This window comes from Gryllotalpicola protaetiae, from assembly GCF_003627055.1.
Taxonomy (GTDB): Bacteria; Actinomycetota; Actinomycetes; order Actinomycetales; family Microbacteriaceae; genus Gryllotalpicola; species Gryllotalpicola protaetiae.
On record NZ_CP032624.1, the window covers coordinates 924,181 to 940,941 of the forward strand.

The following is a 16,761-nucleotide window of genomic DNA, read 5'->3' on the forward strand; positions in this document are numbered from 1 at the left end:
ATCGTTCCTCAGGGCTCGATCGTGCGCGAGTCGACGAACTGCCCCGTGGCGGCCGACCGCAGCAGCGCGTGCGACACCTCGAGGGCGCGCAGCCCGTCGCGGCCCGTGGAGAGCGGTGCGGAGCCGTCGACGACCGCCTTGAGGAACGCTTCGCCGACGCCCACGTAGCCCATGTATTCAGCCGTCGCACGCGGGTACTCCTCGACATGCTCGGTCGTGTCGCCGAGGCGGGCGAATCGGGTGCGCGTCATCGGCCAGAGCCCGGGGCCTTCGATCGACATCGTGCCCTCGGTTCCCACCACTCCGCGGCTGCCGCTGCCGAGGTGCGAGGACCAGCTGGCGTGAATGTTCCCGACCACGCCCGACTCGAACGCCACCGTCGCGCTCAGGTTGTCGTCGTAGCCCTCAACCTCCGGCATCGACGACGCGATCTGCGCGCTCACCGTCGTGATCTCGCCGACCACGAACCGCAGCATGTCGATGTCGTGCGAGATGGACTGAATCGTCATGCCGGCGAGCGCGCCTGCGCTGGTGCGCCAGTTGCTGCCCGGGTCGAGCCGGCTGTATCCGAGGCGCCGGATCCAGCACGACAGCGCACTGCCGATCCGTCCGTCTGCCACACCGTCGCGCAGCCAGCGCAGTTGCGGCCGCGCCCGGTTGTTGAAGCCCATGGCGAAGAGCACGCCGGCCTTCTCCGCCGTCTCGACCATGTTCCGCGCCTCGATGAGATCGGTGGTGATCGGCTTCTCGCAGAGCACGGGCTTGCCGTGCTCGATGGCGTCGATGACGGGGTTGTGGTGCGCCTTGGGCGGCGTCAGGACGTAGACCGCGTCGACCGCGTCGAACAGCGCCTCCGTCGACTCGAACGCCGCGCACTCGAAGTCGGCTGCGAACCTCTCAAGGGTCGGCCGGCTCGGGTCGAAGGTGCCCGCGAGGGTCACACCCTCCACCTGCTTGAGCGCGGCGCCGTGTGCCCGTGCGATGTTGCCCGCTCCGATGAATCCGATCTTCATGGCTGTCGCTGTTTCCTCATCTGTAGTTCGTTGGTGGGGTCGAATCGGGTCATTCCCCGATGGCCTCGCGGTACGGCGACGAGAAGGAGATGACCATCACGGCCTCTTCTGCGCCAAGATTGCGTGCGTTGTGGATCACCTTCGCCGGGATGCTGATCGTGTCGCCGGCGCGCATGATCACTCGCTCGTCGCCGGCGCTGTGTTCGATCTCGCCCTGAAGGACGTGCAGCACCTCGTCGCAGTTCGGGTGGTAGTGGCGCCCGTTCTGCTGGTTCGGCGAGATGTAGCACCGCCCGACGGTCATCGTCTCCGAGCTCTCCTGCGGGCCGGAGACGAACCACACGAGCTTTCCCCACGGCTGGACCTCGACTTTGCCTTCGGCTGCCGGGACCACCACCGCACTCTTGCCGGACACGGCGCCCTCTCCCTCTTGGCTCTTCGCAATCGTCACGCTTCTTCTCCTTCGCCTAGGCGGCCACTGCGACGGCGGACTCCGTCGCTTCGGCCACGAACCTGATGTCATCGAGAGCCACAGCGATGCCGTTGTATCCGGTCGGCGTCCGGCCGTGGCACGGATTCACGCAGATCACCGGGCTCACCCCGCTGACGTGAACCGCCCGGACGATGTCGAGCACCGGCCAGTCGGCATCGCGCAGAGAGGCCTTGTGCAGCACGCCGTCGACCATCGCGCCGCCCTTGACGTGGACGTAGCCGATCACGGGGCGCAGCTGCTCGAACACCTCGAGCGACGGGAAGTGCCCGGTCTCCCACATGTTCTGGATGTCCCACGTGAACGACACGGGCCCCGCGTCGGCGATCGCGTCGAAGAGGGCGAGCACGTCGGCGGGCGAGCTGCAGATCGAAGCGCCCACCTCGTTCTCGATGACGACGCCGAAGCCGGCGTCGCCGAAACGCCCGATCGCCTCGCGATACGCGGGGATGACCCAGTCGAAGCCGTCGTCGAGATAGTCGATCAACGGAGCGCCGCTCTGCCGTCCCGCGGCCTGGGCCGCCATCAGGCGGATCACGTCGGGCTTCACGATTGAGGCGACCTCGATCGCAGCCCCGACGCGGTCAAGGAACTGCTCGCGGAAATGCTGTTCCCCCTTCGCGATCTCGTCGTCGAAGAACGTCGTCGACATGCTGTAGGGGTTGAGCCCCAGCTGCTCCGACCGCTCTGCGATGCGACGCGCCTCGTCGGGGCCGAGGTCGACCACGGTGCGGCCGAACAGCCCGTCCTTCAGGTCGAGATCGGTCACTCCGACCGCCTGCTGCAGTTCGAGAGACGCGATCGCGTCGCTTCCGAATACCGAATTCGTGATGGAGATGCGGCTCATCGTGCTCCTCGTGATTGTTGTGAGTGAATGGGCGGGCGGACGGCCTGCTGGGCCGGCGCCATGGTCGGTGGCTGCGCTCATCCGGTCAGCCCGCTCGCGGAGATGCCGTCGACGAAACGTCGTTGCAGGATCAGGAACAGCACGAACATCGGCAGCAGCATCAGCCAGCCCGCGGCGCTGATCAGCACGTAGTTCTGGCTGAACCCTTCGCGGAACGAGTACAGGGCGATCGACACCGGCATCTTGTCCGGCGACTGGATGAAGGTCTGCGCCAGAAGGAACTCGTTGTAGGCGTCCAGCGCGGTGATGAGCGCGATGGTGAGGAATCCCGGCCACGCGATCGGCAGCACGATGCGGAACAGCACCCGCAGCTCGCCCGCACCGTCGATGCGCGCGGCGTCGTCGAAGTCGCGAGGGATCGAGATCATGAACGATCGCAGCAGCAGGGTGGCGAACGGGCTCAGCGTCGCACAGTAGATGATGATCAGCCCGATCTGCGTGTCGTAGAGCCCGAGCTTCGTCCACAGGAAGAACAGCGGCACCAGGAAGAGCTGGATCGGCAGGGCACTGCTGACCAGCAGGTAGCCCATGAAGCCGCCGCTGAACGGCAGGTCGAGACGCGCCATCGCGTAGGCGGCGAGGCCGGCGATGACACTCACGCCGATGACGGTGCCGCCGACGATGATGATGCTGTTCAGGAATCCGGCAGCCATGTTCGCCTGAGTCCACGCGACGAGGAAGTTGCCCCACTGCGGGCTCGTCGGAAGGCCGAGCGGGTCGGCCGCCAGTTGGCTTTGCGTCTTGAGCGCCGCGAACAGGGACAGCACGATCGGCCCCATCGAGAACGCGACGAGCGCGATGAGGATCACGTAGTAGATCGGATTGATCGCTCCGGGCGCCTTGCGCTTCCGAGTGCGCTGGGCGTCGGTCGTCACGACGCCCCTGCCGCTCGCCGTCAATGCGCTCATATGTCCCAGCCCTTTCGCGCTCGCAGGAATTGGTAGCCGCCGACGATCACGCCCGAGATGAGCGCGAGCACGACGCCGATGGCGGATGCGTAGCCCGCCTCCTGGCTCGTGAACGCCTCGCGGTAGAGCAGTGTGCTCAAGACCTCCGTCGATCCCGCCGGTCCGCCCTGGGTCATGATGTAGATCCAGTCGAAGACAAGGAACGACCAGATCACGCTCATCAGCCCCATGAACATCAGCGTCGGTCTGATCGACGGCAGCGTGACGTGGAAGAACTGCTGCATCGTGCTCGCGCCGTCGAGGCTCGACGCCTCGTAGAGCGACGGGTTGACGGACTGCATCGCCGCGAAGAAGATCACCGCGAGGAATCCCCAGCGGGTCCACACGTTCGCGACGGCGACGGCAGGCAGGGCGGTCGACGGATTCCCCAGGAAGTTGATCCCGATGACCGAGCCGATGCCGCTTCCCGCGAGCAGGCTGCTCCAGATGGTCGAGCTCACGACGCTCGCGACGATGTACGGGATGAAGTAAAGCGCCCGGAACAGCGTCGCGAAGCGGCGGAGCCGCGAGAGCAGGTAGGCGCCGAGGAGCGCCATCCCCATCGGGACGACCAGGAAGATGGCCGTCCAGATGAGGTTGTGCAGGAGCGCCGTGAGGAAGTCCGCATCGCCGAACATGCGCACGTAGTTGGCGAAGCCGATGAAGTTCGCCGGACCGAAGCCCTGCCAGTCGGTCATCGAGTAGTACACGCTCATGAGGCCAGGGCCCGCGATCACGCAGACGTTCACCACCAGCAGCGGAACGATGAACGCGGTGGCCCAGATCGCTCTTCGTCTTCCCATGCGGCTCGCTCGGGCCTGCGGCCTGGCGCTCGGGCGTGCGGCGCGCACGAGTTCGGCTTTGCTCGTCGTCATGCGTCTCCTAGCGCTCGGCGGTCGGCTCGGCGACGGGCGGAACCTGGCCCTGTGCGAACTCCAGCTTGAACAGCGTCTGGAACCCCGACCAGAAGTCCGTCGGCGTCATCTGGCTGAAGAGCACCTTCTGCATCTCCGTGTTCACGTAGTCGTGGCACTTCGGCGGGAACGAGCACCAGCTGCCGTAGCCGACGGTCTTCGTCTCGCTGAGCGCCGAGTAGAACTGCGCGACGTGCTTGTCGATGTTCTTCGGCGCGTCGGCGATGTTCACGACGACGGGTGCGACGGGCAGGTCGACGTTGGCGAGCCCGACCATCTGGCGCTTCGGGTCCATGCTCCAGTTGAGGAAGGCGGCTGCCTTGTCGGGGTCTGCCGACTTCTTGTTGATCGACAGGCTCTCGCCGATGGCGAGGATGTACAGGTCGTCGGGGGTGTCGGGGCCGAGGGGCGGGATCGCCTTCCACTCATACGTCGCGTTGTTGCCGGCCGCCGAACCGAAGTACGGCGGAAGGGTCTCGAATGCCCACGACAGCATGATGAGCATCGCGGCCTCGCCGTTGGCGAGCTTCGTGTACATATCGCCGAACTTCAGGGTCGAGTAGGTCTGCGGGCCGCCGCCGAACCACCCCTTGTCCGAGTAGTCCTGGATCTGCGCGACGGCGTCGACGAACACCTGGTCGGTCCACTGGCGCTTGCCCGTGAGTGCCTCGTACAGCGCCTGCGGGCCGACGATGGCATTCAGCAGCCCGGAGAAGTACCAGCCCGTCGCGACCGGCTTCTCGGCGTTGCCTGCTGCAAGCGGAAGCATCCCCTTGCTCTTGGCATCGCTCATGATCGACTCGAACTCGTCCTTGTTCGTCGGATACTTCCAGCCGTGCTTCTTGAAGGTGTCCGGGTTGTAGAACATAACGACCGAGTTGTATGCCGTCGGAAGGCCGTAGAGGTGGCCCTTTGAATCGAGCGACGAGTTGATGGCCCATTTCTGGAAGACCGTGTCCCACTTGTACTGCTTGGCGTAGTCGTCGAGATTCGCCAGGTAGCCGGACTTCGAGTAGGCGAGGACGTACGGCGCGCCGCCGGAGTGCACGATGTCGGGCGCGTGCCCGGCCGTCAGAGCGACCTGCAGATTCTGGTCGATCGTTGGCTGCTGCTTGACGATGAGGTCGACGCCCGGCTTGTTGTTCTTGTTGTAGACGTCGATGAAGTTCTTCGTGTACCAATTGCCCTGGGTGGTGTTGTCGAACGCACGCCAGAACTGGATAGGCGCGCCCGTGGCGCTGGCGGTGCTGCCCGACGCGCACGCCGCGAGCGTGGTCGCCGTGATGGTGCCGAGTGCTGCGATGCCGCCGAGCTTGAGCAGCTCTCTGCGGCTGGTGGTGAATGTGGACACTTTGCCTCCGTTGGTCTTGTGCCATTCAGGTTGTTGGGGGTGCGAATGCGTGGCGGCCGTCACGGCCGCCACGCGGATCAGAGACTGATGGGCGTGCCGTCGGACAGCAGCGCCGCTTCGTAGATACGGGTCACGTCGAGGGCGAACTCGAGGCTTCCGACCGCAGGGTTCTCGCGCGTCCTCACCGCAGTGCAGAAGGCGAGCAGTTCGTTGTAGATGCCCTGCGTGACCTCGGACTTCCCCTGCATCGTCGCCATGGTGTCCTGCGCCTCCCAGACGATTGCCCCGCCGTCGAGGCCGGGGGGCGCGAAGGTGAAGTCCTCGTCGTAGGCGACGTCGAAGCCCCGCTGGAAGGTCAGCCTGCGGCCGTTGTCGATCTCGATGCTGTGTCGGTCGGTGACGAAGAGGTAGCGCTCACACGGCTGAAACTTCGGCGCGCCGAGCGAGAGGTGCAGGTTGGTCAGAGCGCCGCTCGCGTGGCGCATGATGCAGACGCCACCGCCGCCGTTATCGCGGTGCGAGGTCACTGAGACGACGGGGCCGCCAACGGCTCGCAGGAGCGACACCGGGTGGCATCCGCTCGTCAGCCACCCGGTCACAGGGAACGGGGGCTCGGCGAAATAAGGCAACTGCACGGGATAGAGGCCGAGCGCGCTCCGCAGCGGGCCCTCGTCGTCGCGGCCGAGCAACTCGATCGCCTTCGACACCGCCGGCATGAACGCCTTCTTGTAGCCGACCATGCCGACGCGGTCGCCACGGGCGGCGATCATCCGCTCGACGTCGGCGGATGCCGTGGCCGCCGGTTTCTCGGACCAGACGTCCAGCCCCGCGCCGAAGGCCTGGATCGCGAGGTCGGGATGAGCGTTGGGCGACACGCACAGGAGCACCGCGTCGATCTCGCCCGATTCGTACATCGTCATGGCATCGGAGAAGGCTCTCGCGCCGTACTCGCTCGCGACCGCGCCAGCTCGGGCCGCGTCCGTGTCGGCGATCGCCACGATCTGCGCAGGCAGAAAAGTGATCGCCGGCAGGATGTTGCGACGAGCGTGCGAGCCGGCGCCTACAAGTCCGAGCCGAATGCGGGACGAATCCACCTTTGGGTCCTCCTGGTCTAGCCGTGCGCCGCAGTCCGGGACAACGTTGTGCACGGGACGCAACGCGATAAGTGGCCTTGCGTAGCGGAATTGGGTATGGCTACATTGGCAGCGATTTGGCGTGTGGTTCCATAGCCATTTCGCTGCAGATTGGACTCTGACATCGCAAACAAGTACTCGGCAGAGAAATTGGCGCTCATGTTGCTTCAATGGACCGACGCCGACGGTCCGCTGCATCGGCGTCTTAGCCTCGCCCTTCGCAAACTGATCGATCTGGGCGAACTACCCGGAGGTGCGACACTTCCGCCCGAGCGCGCCCTCAGCGATGTGCTCTCCGTCAGCAGAACGACCGTCGTCAGCGCGTATCGCACCCTCGTCGAGGACGGCCGGCTCGAACGCCAGCAGGGAAGCGGCACGCGAGTCGTGCTGTCCTCCGACGGCCGGCGGACCCGGGAAGTGGTCTCGGCGCGAAACCTCGTCGGTGACCATGCCGCCGACGTCTTCCTGACCGAGTCCGCGTCGACCATCGATTTCGTCTCCGCTGTGCTTCCCCAGCTGCCGCTCATTGCGGAGGTCGCGGCGTCCGTCACGGAGGATGACTACCGCGCCCTCACGTCACGGCACCAGAGCTACCACCCCGGCGGCCTTCCAGAGCTTCGCAAACGCATCGCCGAGCTCTATACCGCCGCGGGCGCACCGACAGAGTCCGACCAGATTCTCATCACGAGCGGCGCCCAGCAGGCGCTCGAGCTCATAGTCAGGGGCTGCCTGCGTCCGCAGGATCACGTCGTAGTCGAGGATCCCACCTATCGGGGTGCCCTCGAAGCCTTCGCGCACGCGGACTGCCACGTCACTGCGGTCGCCTCTGACGAGAGAGGTGCTGATCCAGCCGGATTTTCCAGGATTGCGCAGACCTCGGACGTACGCCTCGTGTACGTGCAATCGTGCGTGCAGAACCCCACAGGTGCGACGCCCTCGATCGAGCGCGGGCGACAGATCCTGCGCATCGCCGAACGCTACGGGGCCATCGTCGTCGAGGACACCGCGCTCTCGGGCACCGAGTTTGACGGTCTGGAGCATCCGCCTCTCGCAGCCATCGACACATCAGCCGAAGTAATCACGATCGGGTCGATGAGCAAGCTGTTCTGGGCCGGGCTCCGCATCGGGTGGATTCGCGCATCACGCCGCACAATCGCCCGCTTCGGGCAGATCAAGGGACTCACCGACCTCGGCACCTCGCTGATCAGCCAGCAGATCTCCATCCGCCTCCTCGAACATCGGGACGAGGTCGCCCGCGATCGCAGGAAGCAGTTGCTGCGCGGCCTCGAGCAACTGACGACGCTGCTGGGCGAGAATCTCAGTCAGTGGTCGTGGACACCGCCCCGAGGCGGAGCCTCGCTCTGGGTCACCCTGCCGACCGCGGACGCGACCTATTTCTCGCAAGTTGCGCTGCGCTACGGAGTCGCGATCCTGCCCGGATCGGTTTTTTCGCCCAGCAGCGGCCGCGACTGCACACGGCTGCCTTACGGTGTCGACTTCGCCACGATGAACGCCGGTGTCGGACGTCTTGCCCGCGCCTGGGAGGCGTATTCGACCCTGCAGCCGGAACCCATCCCGTTCGCGCCAATTCGCACATAGAGGCCAATTCCACAACATTGGCCCTTGCTCGATGGGCGCCGGAGCCGCGACGCTATCCGGATGACGACGCCGCCTGGCCCGGAGCCGCTGCTCGAGCTTCGCCCCGGTTCCGTCCGAGGGCGCCGCGCGCTCACGCCGTACGGGGCCGTCGATGAATTCCTCGGCGTCCGCTATGCCGTCGCCGAGCGCTTCAAGCCGCCATGCCAGCCGCCTCGTAGCTCCGATGTCGTCGAGGCGTCGAACTACGGCCCGGCATGCCCGCAGCCACCGCTCGCCGGAAAGGCGCCCTGGACCGACGAGGCGGAATGCCTGAACCTCAACGTCTGGCGTCCGACGTCGGGAGCAGAGGGTATGCCGGCCATGATCTGGATCCATGGTGGCGGGTTCCAGTTCGGTTCGAACGCGCAACCAGGGACAAGCGGGGCGACTCTGGCCGCGCGTCACGGCATCGCTGTCGTGTCCCTGAACTACCGGCTCGGCGTCTTGGGGTTCTTGGCCCTCGATCACCTTCTCGGTCCGGAATTCCAGGATTCGGCAAACCTCGCGCTGCTCGACATCATCGCCGGAATCCGCTGGGTGCGCACCCACGCCGATGCCCTCGGAATCGACACGGGCAACATCACTGTGTTCGGGCAGTCCGCAGGCGGCGCAGCCGTATCGACCCTTCTCGCGATGCGCTCGACGGAGGGACTCTTCCGTCGCGCGATCATCCAAAGCGGAACCGCGGAGCGCGCGCAGCCACTCAGCGAGGCACGAGCGCGCACCGCCGAGTTGCTGGCGCTGCTCGGTCTTCACGACGCACGCGCCGATGCGCTGCTCTCGATGCCCGTGGATGAGCTGCTCCGCGCGCAGCAAGAGCTGGTCGCCCAGCGCCACCTCGGCCGCGTCGGATTCCAAGCCACGATTCAGCCCACCATCGACGGCGTATGGCTCGAAGATCTGCCCTTCCGATGCGTCAAGCGCGGCTCCCACTCGGCGACCGATGTGCTCGTCGGGACGAATCTCGACGAGCAGACGCAGGTCGTTCCACTGGACTGGTCCGAAGAGCGCCTCGCGGAGCTTCCTGAGACGCTCGCGCAGCTTGTGGCCGACGACCTCGGCTCGGAAGCCCAACCGGACGACTACGTGAAGGCCGTGGAAGCCGAGACCGGTATTCTACCGACCGGCGCGCAAGCCATGTCGGCGTACCTGACGGACCGGCATCAGCGCCAGCCCTCCAATCGGCTACTCGATGCACGTCGCGGCAGCGCCGGCCGGACGTTCTCGTATCTGTTCACGTGGCGGGGCAGCGCCGGCTCGACGCATTCACTGGAAATCCCCTTCGTTTTCGACCAACTCGACCACGCGCGACTGCAGAGCACATTGGGCGGCCAGCCGCCTCAGAGCCTCGCCGACGAGATGTCGGCGCTCTGGGCGGCGTTCGCTCGCGGGGAGGAACTACAGACCGCGCGAGGCGAGAGCTGGCGCCCGTACTGGCCGCAAAGGCTGACGATGGTCTTCGATGCCCCTAGCCATCTGGAATCCGACCCGCGCGGTGCGCTACGGCTGTTCTTCCGTGCTCAGAACGTGCCGCGCCTGGCGTGACCGCCCGCGGTACCTGCGCACGAGCACCGATGCGGCTGGTAGGAAGTAAGCATGAGCGAGACACGCCTCACGCTACCCATCGGCTCCCCTGACGAGAGCGCGGCGGCCTACGTCGCCCCCGGTGTCGCGCTCATCGGCGCCGTCACCCTGGGCGAGGGCTCGAGTGTGTGGTTCAACGCGGTGCTGCGCGCCGACAACGAGCCGATCACCCTCGGCGCAGACTCGAACCTGCAGGATCTGGTCGCCTGCCACGTCGACGCGGGCAAGCCGCTCACGATCGGCGCAGGCGTCTCGGTCGGCCACAGCGCGGTTCTGCACGGCTGCACCATCGAAGACGATGTGCTCGTCGGCATGCACGCGACGATCATGAACGGCGCGGTGATCGGAGCCGGCTCGCTGGTCGCGGCCGGCGCGCTGGTCACCGAAGGCGCCGTGGTGCCGCCCCGGTCGCTGGTCGCCGGGGTGCCCGCGAAGGTGCGCCGAGAGCTGACGGATGCCGAGGTGTCAGGCATCCGCCTGAATGCCGCGCACTACGCCGAGCGCGCGAAGCTCTACGCCGCCCTCTAGGCGAGCCGCGGCGGGTGCGATCCGCACGCTCGTTAACCGACGAGCGTACCTTTCACACCCGCGGCCGTGCGCGGATGTGCGAAAGCAGCCCGAGCGTGACGAACAGCGCGGCCAGCTGCAGCAGCGCGGTGCCGAAGTAGAGCACGTACAGCACCGTGAACCCGCCGAGCAGCAGCACCTCGACGAAGATCCAGATCGCGAGCCCGAACCCGGCGACCGCGGCCGTCGGCGCCGCCCAGCGGGAGCGCCTCAGCTGCGCGATCACGGCGAGCGTCTGCATGCCGCCCACGACCACGAACAGCACGATGCCCGGCCACAGGAACGACGAGAACGGCGTGCCGTCGAGCAGCGACAACGGCATGCCCATCGCGGTGCCATCGGATCGGACGATCAGGGGCGCTCCCCCACCGAACGCCGACGCCGCGTTGAAGACGCCGACGACGATCAGCACCCGGGCGGCGAGGTTCTCGAGCCGCAGATCACTCATGCTCGCATGCTAGAAGCGCGCGGCGCGCAGCGCATGAGTCTTCAGACCCCAGGGGTGACGTCGACGACGGTGCCGCCGGTGATGGCGACCAGCTCGGCGTAGCTCAGCGGGAAGACCGTGTGCGCGTGGCCCGCGGCCGCCCAGAGCACGTCGTATTGCGCGAGCGAGCGATCGACGAAGGTGCGAATCGGCGACGGATGCCCGACCGGCGCCACCCCGCCGATGGTCTGGCCCGTCGCATCCTTCACCACGTCCTTCGACGCGCGCTCGATCGTGCCGCCGAGCCGCTCGCCCAACCATGCGGTGTCGACGCGATGCGCACCGCTCGTCATGACGAGGATCGGCTCGCCATCGAGCGTGAACACCAGCGAGTTGGCGATCGCGCCGACCGTCGTGCCGAGTGCCTCGGCGGCAGCGGTCGCGGTCGGCGTGCCGACCTCGAACCAGGTGATCTCGGGCGTGAGCCCGCGAGCGGCGAGCGCGGCCCGCACTCTCTCGACGGCGGGATGCTCGGTGTTCATGCCTGCCTTTCCGCCGCCGCGACCAGGTTCTCGAGCAGCATCGCGCGCGTCATGAGGCCCACACCGCCGGGCACGGGCGACACCCAGCCGGCGACGTCCCACACCTCGGGCGCGACGTCGCCCGCGAGCCTGGCGCGCCCGGACTCGGTCACGCCGACACGCGAGATGCCGACATCGACGACCGCGGCGCCCGGCTTCACCCAGTCGGCCGTCACGAGCCCCGGCACGCCGACGGCCGCCACGACGATGTCCGCGCGGCGTGCCTCGGCCGCGAGATCGGGCGTGCGCGAATGGGTCAGTGTCACGGTCGCGTCGACGCCCTTCCTGGTGAGCAGCAGCCCGAGCGGACGCCCGACGGTCAGGCCGCGCCCGATCACGACCACGTGCCGGCCCGCGATCGGCACCTCGTAGCGCCGCAGCAGCTCGAGAACCCCGTTCGGTGTGCACGGCAGCGGCGTCGCGATCGGCCCGTCGACGCCCAGCACCAGTTCACCGAGATTGCGCGGGTGCAGCCCGTCGGCGTCCTTCGCAGGGTCGATCAGTTCCAGCACTCGATGCTCGTCGAGGCCCGCCGGCAGTGGCAGCTGCACGAGGTAGCCCGTGACCTCGGGGGCGCTGTTGAGCTCAGCGATCGCCCGTTCGACATCCGCCATCGACGCGGTCCCAGGCAGCTCGACCTTGATCGACTCCACGCCGATCTCGGCCGAGTCCCGGTGCTTCCCCGTGACGTACGACACCGATGCAGGGTCGCCGCCGACGAGCAGGGTGGCAAGACCCGGGCGGATGCCGCGTGCCCGAAGCGCCTCGACCCGCGACGCCAATTCGCCTTTGATGGCCGCCGCAGTCGCGACGCCGTCAAGACGAATCGCGCTCAGCTCAGTACTCCAGACCGGGGTACAGCGGGAAGGCATCCGTCAGCTTCTGCACGCGAGCGCGCAGCGCGAACGGGTCGTAATCGGGGCGCAGCGCCTTCGCGATGATGTCGGCCACCTCGGCGAACTCGGCGTCGCCGAAGCCGCGCGTCGCGAGCGCAGGCGTGCCGATGCGGATGCCGGAGGTGACCATCGGCGGGCGCGGGTCGAACGGCACCGAGTTCTTGTTGACGGTGATGCCGACCTCGTGGAGGCGATCCTCGGCCTCCTGACCGGAGAGCTCGCTCGCGCGCAGATCGGCGAGCACCAGGTGCACGTCGGTACCGCCCGTGAGGACGTTGACGCCAGCGGCGCGGGATTCCTCGGAGGTCAGCGCCTCGGCGAGCAGCTTGGCGCCCGAGATGGTGCGCACCTGGCGCTCTCTGAACTCGTCGGTCGCGGCGAGCTTGAACGCCGTCGCCTTCGCAGCGATGACGTGCATGAGCGGGCCGCCCTGCTGGCCGGGGAACACGTTCGAGTTGAGCGCCTTCGCGAGGGCGGTGTCGCGACTCAGGATGAAGCCCGAGCGGGGTCCGCCGATCGTCTTGTGCACGGTCGACGAGACGACGTCGGCGTACGGCACAGGGCTCGGGTGCAGGCCGGCGGCGACCAGGCCGGCGAAGTGCGCCATGTCGACCCAGAGCTTCGCACCCACCTCGTCGGCGATCTCGCGGAATGCGGCGAAGTCGAGCTGACGCGGGTAGGCCGACCAGCCGGCGATGATGACGGCGGGGCGGTGCTCGCGCGCCTTGTCGCGCACGACGTCCATGTCGACGAGGAAGGTCTCGGGGTCGACGCCGTAGCTGACGGCGTTGTAGAGCTTGCCCGAGAAGTTGAGCTTCATGCCGTGGGTGAGGTGGCCGCCGTGGGCGAGCTCGAGGCCCAGGATCGTGTCACCGGGGGTGGCGATCGCCGAGAGCACCGCGGCGTTGGCCGAGGCCCCCGAGTGGGGCTGCACGTTGGCGTACTCGGCGCCGAAGAGCTCCTTCGCGCGAGCGATGGCGAGCTGTTCGGCGATGTCGACGAACTCGCAGCCGCCGTAGTAGCGGCGCCCCGGGTAGCCCTCTGCGTACTTGTTGGTGAGAACGGAGCCGGCCGACTCGAGCACGGCGCGCGGAACGAAGTTCTCGCTGGCGATCATCTCGAGGTAGTCGCGCTGACGCCCGAGCTCGAGGCGCAGCACCTCGGCGATCTCAGGATCGACCTCGGAGAGAGGCGCATTGAAGTTATCGACCATGGCGAAGCCTTTCTGACACAACGGAGGGCGCACGGGGGATCCGTATCGGCCCAGGCGTACGGCCGAATCCGTAGGTCAGCGTCGCTCCCCGGTGGTGGCCCACCTCAACGCCAGTCGCGACGAGGCAATGCTATCAATCAGAACCCGGCCACAGCATGGGGGCGGTACGGCTCCTCCAGGAATCCGATCTGCTCGTCGCTCAGCTCGATGTCGAGCGACGCGACCGCGTCGGTGATGTGCTGCGCCTTCGTGGCGCCGAAGATCGGGGCGGTGACGACGGGCTTGTGGTGCAGCCAGGCGAGCGCGACCTGCGCGCGCGGCACGCCGAGATCAGAGGCGACGGATGCCACCCGCTCGACGATCTGCTGATCGCCGTCGACGTACACGTTGTTCTCGTTCAGCAGGCGGTCGGTCTCGTTGCGCTTGGTTGACTCTTCCCAGTCGCGGGTGAGCTTGCCGCGCGCGAGCGGCGACCACGGGATGACGCCGACGCCCTGGTCGGCGCAGAACGGCAGCATCTCGCGCTCCTCTTCCCGATAGAGCAGGTTGTAGTGGTCCTGCATCGAGACGAAGCGGGTCCACCCGTTCAGCTCTGCCGTGTACTGCGCCTGCGCGAACTGCCACGCCCACATCGAGGATGCCCCGATGTAGCGCGCCTTGCCCGCCTTCACCACGTCGTGCAGGGCCTCCATGGTCTCTTCGATCGGCACCGTCGGGTCCCAGCGGTGGATCTGGTAGAGGTCGACATAGTCGGTGCCGAGGCGGCGCAGGGAGTTGTCGATCTCGGTGAGGATGGCCCCGCGCGACAGGCCGCCGCCGTTGGGGCCCGGGCGCATGCGCATGAACACCTTGGTCGCCAGCACGATCTCGTCGCGCTTCGCGAAGTCCTTGAGCGCGCGGCCGACGATCTCTTCGCTCGTGCCGCCCGAGTAGGTGTTCGCGGTGTCGAGGAAGGTGATGCCGGCCTCGAGCGCCTGCTTGATGAGCGGGCGGGACGCCTCTTCGCCGATCGCCCACTGGTGGCCGCCCGCCGCGGGCTCCCCGAAGCTCATGCACCCGAGGGTGATCGCGCTGACTTCCAGTCCGGTGCTGCCGAGCTTCACGTAGTCCATATCAGCCAGCCTGGCACAGCGCGCCGATACTCTTGAGGCCATGACCTCGCCCACCCACTGGGTGCTCACCTTCGTCTGCGTCGACCGGCCGGGCATCGTGCACGCCGTCAGCGGCGCGATCGTCGCCGCGCACGGCAACATCACCGAGAGCCAGCAGTTCGCCTCGGCCGACACCGGGCGCTTCTTCATGCGGCTTCAGGTCGAGGCATCCGTCGCCCGTTCGGAATTCGAAGCCGCGCTCGCGCCCGCCATCGCGCGCTTCGAGCTCGACTGGCACCTCGACGTCGTGGGCCGACCGACGAAGACGCTGATCCTCGCGTCGACGGCGAGCCATGCGGTGGGCGACCTGCTGTACCGCACCCGCTCGGGCCATCTCGCGCTCGACGTGCCGCTCGTGCTCGCGAACCACCCCGACCTGCGCGAGCTCGTCGAGTTCCACGGTGTGCCGTTCGAGTCGATGGCGGTGACGGATGCCGCATCGAAGGCCGCTTTCGAGGCGCGCGTTCTCGCCGAGGTCGAGAAGCACGGCATCGAGCTGGTGGTGCTCGCGCGGTACATGCAGATCCTGTCGCCCGAGCTGTGCGCAGCGCTCGAGGGGCGCGCGATCAACATCCACCACTCGTTCCTGCCGGGGTTCAAGGGCGCGAACCCCTATCGGCAGGCGCACGCGCGTGGCGTGAAGCTGATCGGCGCGACCGCGCACTTCGTCACATCGGACCTCGATGAGGGCCCGATCATCGAGCAGAACGTCGTACGCGTCGACCACACGGCGACGCCCGCGCAGCTGATGGCGACCGGGCAGGACGAGGAGTCGCGCACCCTGCGCCAGGCCGTCAAGTGGTTCAGCGAGCAGCGCGTGCTGCTCGACGGGGCACGGACCATCATCTTCCGATAGGCGGATGCTGCAGGCGCGCGTCCCCGGCCGGAGTCAGGCTGTTCGCGGAAGGACGCGGACACGCGCCCCGTGGTTGCCGGCCGCGAGCTTCCGATCGCACGTGAACAGCTCTGCGTCGAGAGCCTCGGCGAGCGCAAGATAGCAGGCGTCGTAGCTGGTGAAGCTGTGCCTGAGCGCCCATACGCGATCGGCAAGGAGGACGAACTCATAGCGCCGGATGACGAACGAGCCATAGCTGAGCTTTGCCTCATTCAGGGTTCCCGTCGGGAATCTCGAGCCGAGGTCAAGACCACGCAGCACCGAGGCCACCTCGACGTCCAGCAGATGTGGCGCGGCGACCTCACCGGCGACGGCGTCGCGGAGCTCGACCGCAGGGTCTCGCCCCAGCAGCATTTCGATCGCGGCCGACGCGTCGATGACAATCATCGCCGACTGGCCCGCACCGCCTCCACGATCTCATCGGTTGTCAGCCCGTCGGGGCGACTCTGCGACCACAGCCGCTCGGCGAGCTCAGCATTGGTCGGGCGCGCGGCGAGTTTGGCGAGCTCGCCGCCGACATAGGCGGAGAGCGACATTCCCGCAGCGGCAGCGCGCGCCTTGAGCACGTCGATCGCGGCACTGTCGACACCACGGATATAGAGCGTCCCCATCCCCCAAGGCTAGCACTCTGCAAGCATCCGCGTGACTCTCACCATTCCGTGACCAGGCCGCCGATACCCTTGAGCAGTGACCGCACGCCCCGCCGCCGAACAGCCGCAGCAGCCTCAGATCGGCGTCGTCGACGCCCTCCGCTTCCTCTGTGAGGTGTTCGCGATCGTGACGCTCGGCATCTGGGGCTTCTCGACGTTCCCGTTCTGGCTGAACATCATCGTCGGCATCGGGGCGCCGGTGCTCGCGATCGTGCTGTGGGGCCTGTTCCGCGCGCCGAAGGCGGTGCTCGCGGTCGACCCGTTCGTCAAGGCTCTCGTCGAGATCCTGGTGATGGGAACCGCGGCGTATGCCTGGGCCGACATGCACCAGTGGATCATCTTCGGCGTCTTCACCCTCGTCGCCCTCACCACAGGGCTGATCGTGAACCGCCGCGAGTTCTAAC

General features: G+C 67.3%; 19 protein-coding genes and 1 riboswitch. Of the genes, 5 read left to right on the plus strand and 14 right to left on the minus strand.

Going from position 1 to position 16,761, the window contains the following annotated elements:
• Positions 1 to 8: 8 nt before the first annotated feature.
• The 7 genes from D7I44_RS04615 to D7I44_RS04645 form a co-directional block, all read right to left on the minus strand.
• Positions 9 to 1,013, minus strand: coding sequence for a Gfo/Idh/MocA family protein (locus D7I44_RS04615; RefSeq protein WP_120788409.1), 1,005 nt, complete (start codon positions 1,011 to 1,013; stop codon positions 9 to 11).
• 49 nt (positions 1,014 to 1,062) lie between these two features.
• Positions 1,063 to 1,464 (minus strand): cupin domain-containing protein, encoded by a 402-nt coding sequence (locus D7I44_RS04620; RefSeq protein WP_220093834.1) that lies wholly within the window; start codon positions 1,462 to 1,464, stop codon positions 1,063 to 1,065.
• A gap of 16 nt (positions 1,465 to 1,480) precedes the next feature.
• A complete protein-coding gene (locus D7I44_RS04625; protein WP_162940054.1) occupies positions 1,481 to 2,350 on the minus strand; it encodes a sugar phosphate isomerase/epimerase family protein in 870 nt (289 codons plus the stop codon).
• 77 nt (positions 2,351 to 2,427) lie between these two features.
• Positions 2,428 to 3,318 carry a carbohydrate ABC transporter permease gene (locus D7I44_RS04630; RefSeq protein ID WP_120788412.1) on the minus strand — a complete coding sequence of 297 codons (891 nt, stop codon included), beginning with the start codon at positions 3,316 to 3,318 and terminating at the stop codon, positions 2,428 to 2,430.
• The gene (locus D7I44_RS04635; protein WP_245980029.1) at positions 3,315 to 4,232 is read right to left on the minus strand and encodes a carbohydrate ABC transporter permease; all 918 of its coding nucleotides are present in this window, start codon (positions 4,230 to 4,232) and stop codon (positions 3,315 to 3,317) included. The genes D7I44_RS04630 and D7I44_RS04635 overlap by 4 nt, the downstream gene beginning before the upstream one ends.
• Positions 4,233 to 4,239: 7 nt before the next feature.
• On the minus strand, positions 4,240 to 5,622 hold the full coding sequence (locus D7I44_RS04640; protein ID WP_162940055.1) for an ABC transporter substrate-binding protein: 1,383 nt from the start codon (positions 5,620 to 5,622) through the stop codon (positions 4,240 to 4,242).
• A gap of 77 nt (positions 5,623 to 5,699) precedes the next feature.
• Positions 5,700 to 6,716: a Gfo/Idh/MocA family protein gene (locus D7I44_RS04645; RefSeq protein ID WP_162940056.1), complete on the minus strand. Its 1,017-nt coding sequence runs from the start codon at positions 6,714 to 6,716 to the stop codon at positions 5,700 to 5,702.
• Positions 6,717 to 6,866: 150 nt separating this feature from the next.
• Here D7I44_RS04645 and D7I44_RS18055 point away from each other — a divergent pair, with 150 nt between their 5' ends.
• The 3 genes from D7I44_RS18055 to D7I44_RS04665 are packed head-to-tail and all read left to right on the plus strand — an operon-like array spanning position 6,867 to position 10,505.
• Positions 6,867 to 8,354 (plus strand): aminotransferase-like domain-containing protein, encoded by a 1,488-nt coding sequence (locus tag D7I44_RS18055; protein ID WP_162940057.1) that lies wholly within the window; start codon positions 6,867 to 6,869, stop codon positions 8,352 to 8,354.
• A gap of 60 nt (positions 8,355 to 8,414) precedes the next feature.
• Positions 8,415 to 9,938, plus strand: a complete 1,524-nt coding sequence (locus D7I44_RS04660; protein ID WP_120788416.1) for a carboxylesterase/lipase family protein — start codon at positions 8,415 to 8,417, stop codon at positions 9,936 to 9,938.
• Between the two features lie 51 nt (positions 9,939 to 9,989).
• On the plus strand, positions 9,990 to 10,505 hold the full coding sequence (locus D7I44_RS04665) for a gamma carbonic anhydrase family protein (RefSeq protein WP_120788417.1): 516 nt from the start codon (positions 9,990 to 9,992) through the stop codon (positions 10,503 to 10,505).
• A gap of 52 nt (positions 10,506 to 10,557) precedes the next feature.
• Here the strand turns inward: D7I44_RS04665 and D7I44_RS04670 are convergent, their stop codons facing one another.
• The 5 genes from D7I44_RS04670 to D7I44_RS04690 form a co-directional block, all read right to left on the minus strand.
• Positions 10,558 to 10,992, minus strand: a complete 435-nt coding sequence (locus D7I44_RS04670; RefSeq protein ID WP_120788418.1) for a hypothetical protein — start codon at positions 10,990 to 10,992, stop codon at positions 10,558 to 10,560.
• 41 nt (positions 10,993 to 11,033) lie between these two features.
• Entirely contained in the window at positions 11,034 to 11,513 is a 480-nt protein-coding gene (locus tag D7I44_RS04675) for a YbaK/EbsC family protein (RefSeq protein ID WP_120788419.1), read from the minus strand.
• On the minus strand, positions 11,510 to 12,388 hold the full coding sequence (locus tag D7I44_RS04680; RefSeq protein WP_120790796.1) for a bifunctional methylenetetrahydrofolate dehydrogenase/methenyltetrahydrofolate cyclohydrolase: 879 nt from the start codon (positions 12,386 to 12,388) through the stop codon (positions 11,510 to 11,512). Before D7I44_RS04680 ends, D7I44_RS04675 begins: the two co-directional genes overlap by 4 nt.
• Position 12,389: 1 nt before the next feature.
• On the minus strand, positions 12,390 to 13,661 hold the full coding sequence (gene glyA, locus D7I44_RS04685; RefSeq protein WP_120788420.1) for a serine hydroxymethyltransferase: 1,272 nt from the start codon (positions 13,659 to 13,661) through the stop codon (positions 12,390 to 12,392).
• Between the two features lie 41 nt (positions 13,662 to 13,702).
• A riboswitch (ZMP/ZTP riboswitch) is annotated at positions 13,703 to 13,789 on the minus strand.
• 9 nt (positions 13,790 to 13,798) lie between these two features.
• Positions 13,799 to 14,773, minus strand: a complete 975-nt coding sequence (locus D7I44_RS04690) for an aldo/keto reductase (protein ID WP_120788421.1) — start codon at positions 14,771 to 14,773, stop codon at positions 13,799 to 13,801.
• 40 nt (positions 14,774 to 14,813) lie between these two features.
• Between D7I44_RS04690 and purU the strand changes: the two genes are divergently transcribed.
• Complete coding sequence (gene purU, locus D7I44_RS04695; RefSeq protein ID WP_120788422.1) at positions 14,814 to 15,668, plus strand: formyltetrahydrofolate deformylase; 855 nt, start codon at positions 14,814 to 14,816, stop codon at positions 15,666 to 15,668.
• A 33-nt stretch (positions 15,669 to 15,701) separates the two neighbouring features.
• Here purU and D7I44_RS04700 read toward each other — a convergent pair whose 3' ends face one another.
• The gene (locus D7I44_RS04700; protein ID WP_120788423.1) at positions 15,702 to 16,094 is read right to left on the minus strand and encodes a type II toxin-antitoxin system VapC family toxin; all 393 of its coding nucleotides are present in this window, start codon (positions 16,092 to 16,094) and stop codon (positions 15,702 to 15,704) included.
• Positions 16,091 to 16,318: an antitoxin gene (locus D7I44_RS04705; protein WP_120788424.1), complete on the minus strand. Its 228-nt coding sequence runs from the start codon at positions 16,316 to 16,318 to the stop codon at positions 16,091 to 16,093. The genes D7I44_RS04700 and D7I44_RS04705 overlap by 4 nt, the downstream gene beginning before the upstream one ends.
• Positions 16,319 to 16,394: 76 nt before the next feature.
• Between D7I44_RS04705 and D7I44_RS04710 the strand changes: the two genes are divergently transcribed.
• Entirely contained in the window at positions 16,395 to 16,760 is a 366-nt protein-coding gene (locus D7I44_RS04710; RefSeq protein WP_120788425.1) for a YrdB family protein, read from the plus strand.
• Position 16,761: the final 1 nt, after the last annotated feature.

Excerpts from the sequence above, each read along its gene's own strand:
- D7I44_RS04615 (WP_120788409.1), bottom strand. The coding sequence starts at position 1,013 with ATGAAGATCGGATTCATCGGAGCGGGCAACATCGCACGGGCACACGGC.
- D7I44_RS04625 (WP_162940054.1), bottom strand. The coding sequence starts at position 2,350 with ATGAGCCGCATCTCCATCACGAATTCGGTATTCGGAAGCGACGCGATC.
- D7I44_RS04630 (WP_120788412.1), bottom strand. The coding sequence starts at position 3,318 with ATGAGCGCATTGACGGCGAGCGGCAGGGGCGTCGTGACGACCGACGCC.
- D7I44_RS04635 (WP_245980029.1), bottom strand. The coding sequence starts at position 4,232 with ATGACGACGAGCAAAGCCGAACTCGTGCGCGCCGCACGCCCGAGCGCC.
- D7I44_RS04660 (WP_120788416.1), top strand. The coding sequence starts at position 8,415 with ATGACGACGCCGCCTGGCCCGGAGCCGCTGCTCGAGCTTCGCCCCGGT.
- D7I44_RS04665 (WP_120788417.1), top strand. The coding sequence starts at position 9,990 with ATGAGCGAGACACGCCTCACGCTACCCATCGGCTCCCCTGACGAGAGC.
- D7I44_RS04670 (WP_120788418.1), bottom strand. The coding sequence starts at position 10,992 with ATGAGTGATCTGCGGCTCGAGAACCTCGCCGCCCGGGTGCTGATCGTC.
- D7I44_RS04675 (WP_120788419.1), bottom strand. The coding sequence starts at position 11,513 with ATGAACACCGAGCATCCCGCCGTCGAGAGAGTGCGGGCCGCGCTCGCC.
- glyA (WP_120788420.1), bottom strand. The coding sequence starts at position 13,661 with ATGGTCGATAACTTCAATGCGCCTCTCTCCGAGGTCGATCCTGAGATC.
- D7I44_RS04690 (WP_120788421.1), bottom strand. The coding sequence starts at position 14,773 with ATGGACTACGTGAAGCTCGGCAGCACCGGACTGGAAGTCAGCGCGATC.
- purU (WP_120788422.1), top strand. The coding sequence starts at position 14,814 with ATGACCTCGCCCACCCACTGGGTGCTCACCTTCGTCTGCGTCGACCGG.
- D7I44_RS04700 (WP_120788423.1), bottom strand. The coding sequence starts at position 16,094 with ATGATTGTCATCGACGCGTCGGCCGCGATCGAAATGCTGCTGGGGCGA.
- D7I44_RS04705 (WP_120788424.1), bottom strand. The coding sequence starts at position 16,318 with ATGGGGACGCTCTATATCCGTGGTGTCGACAGTGCCGCGATCGACGTG.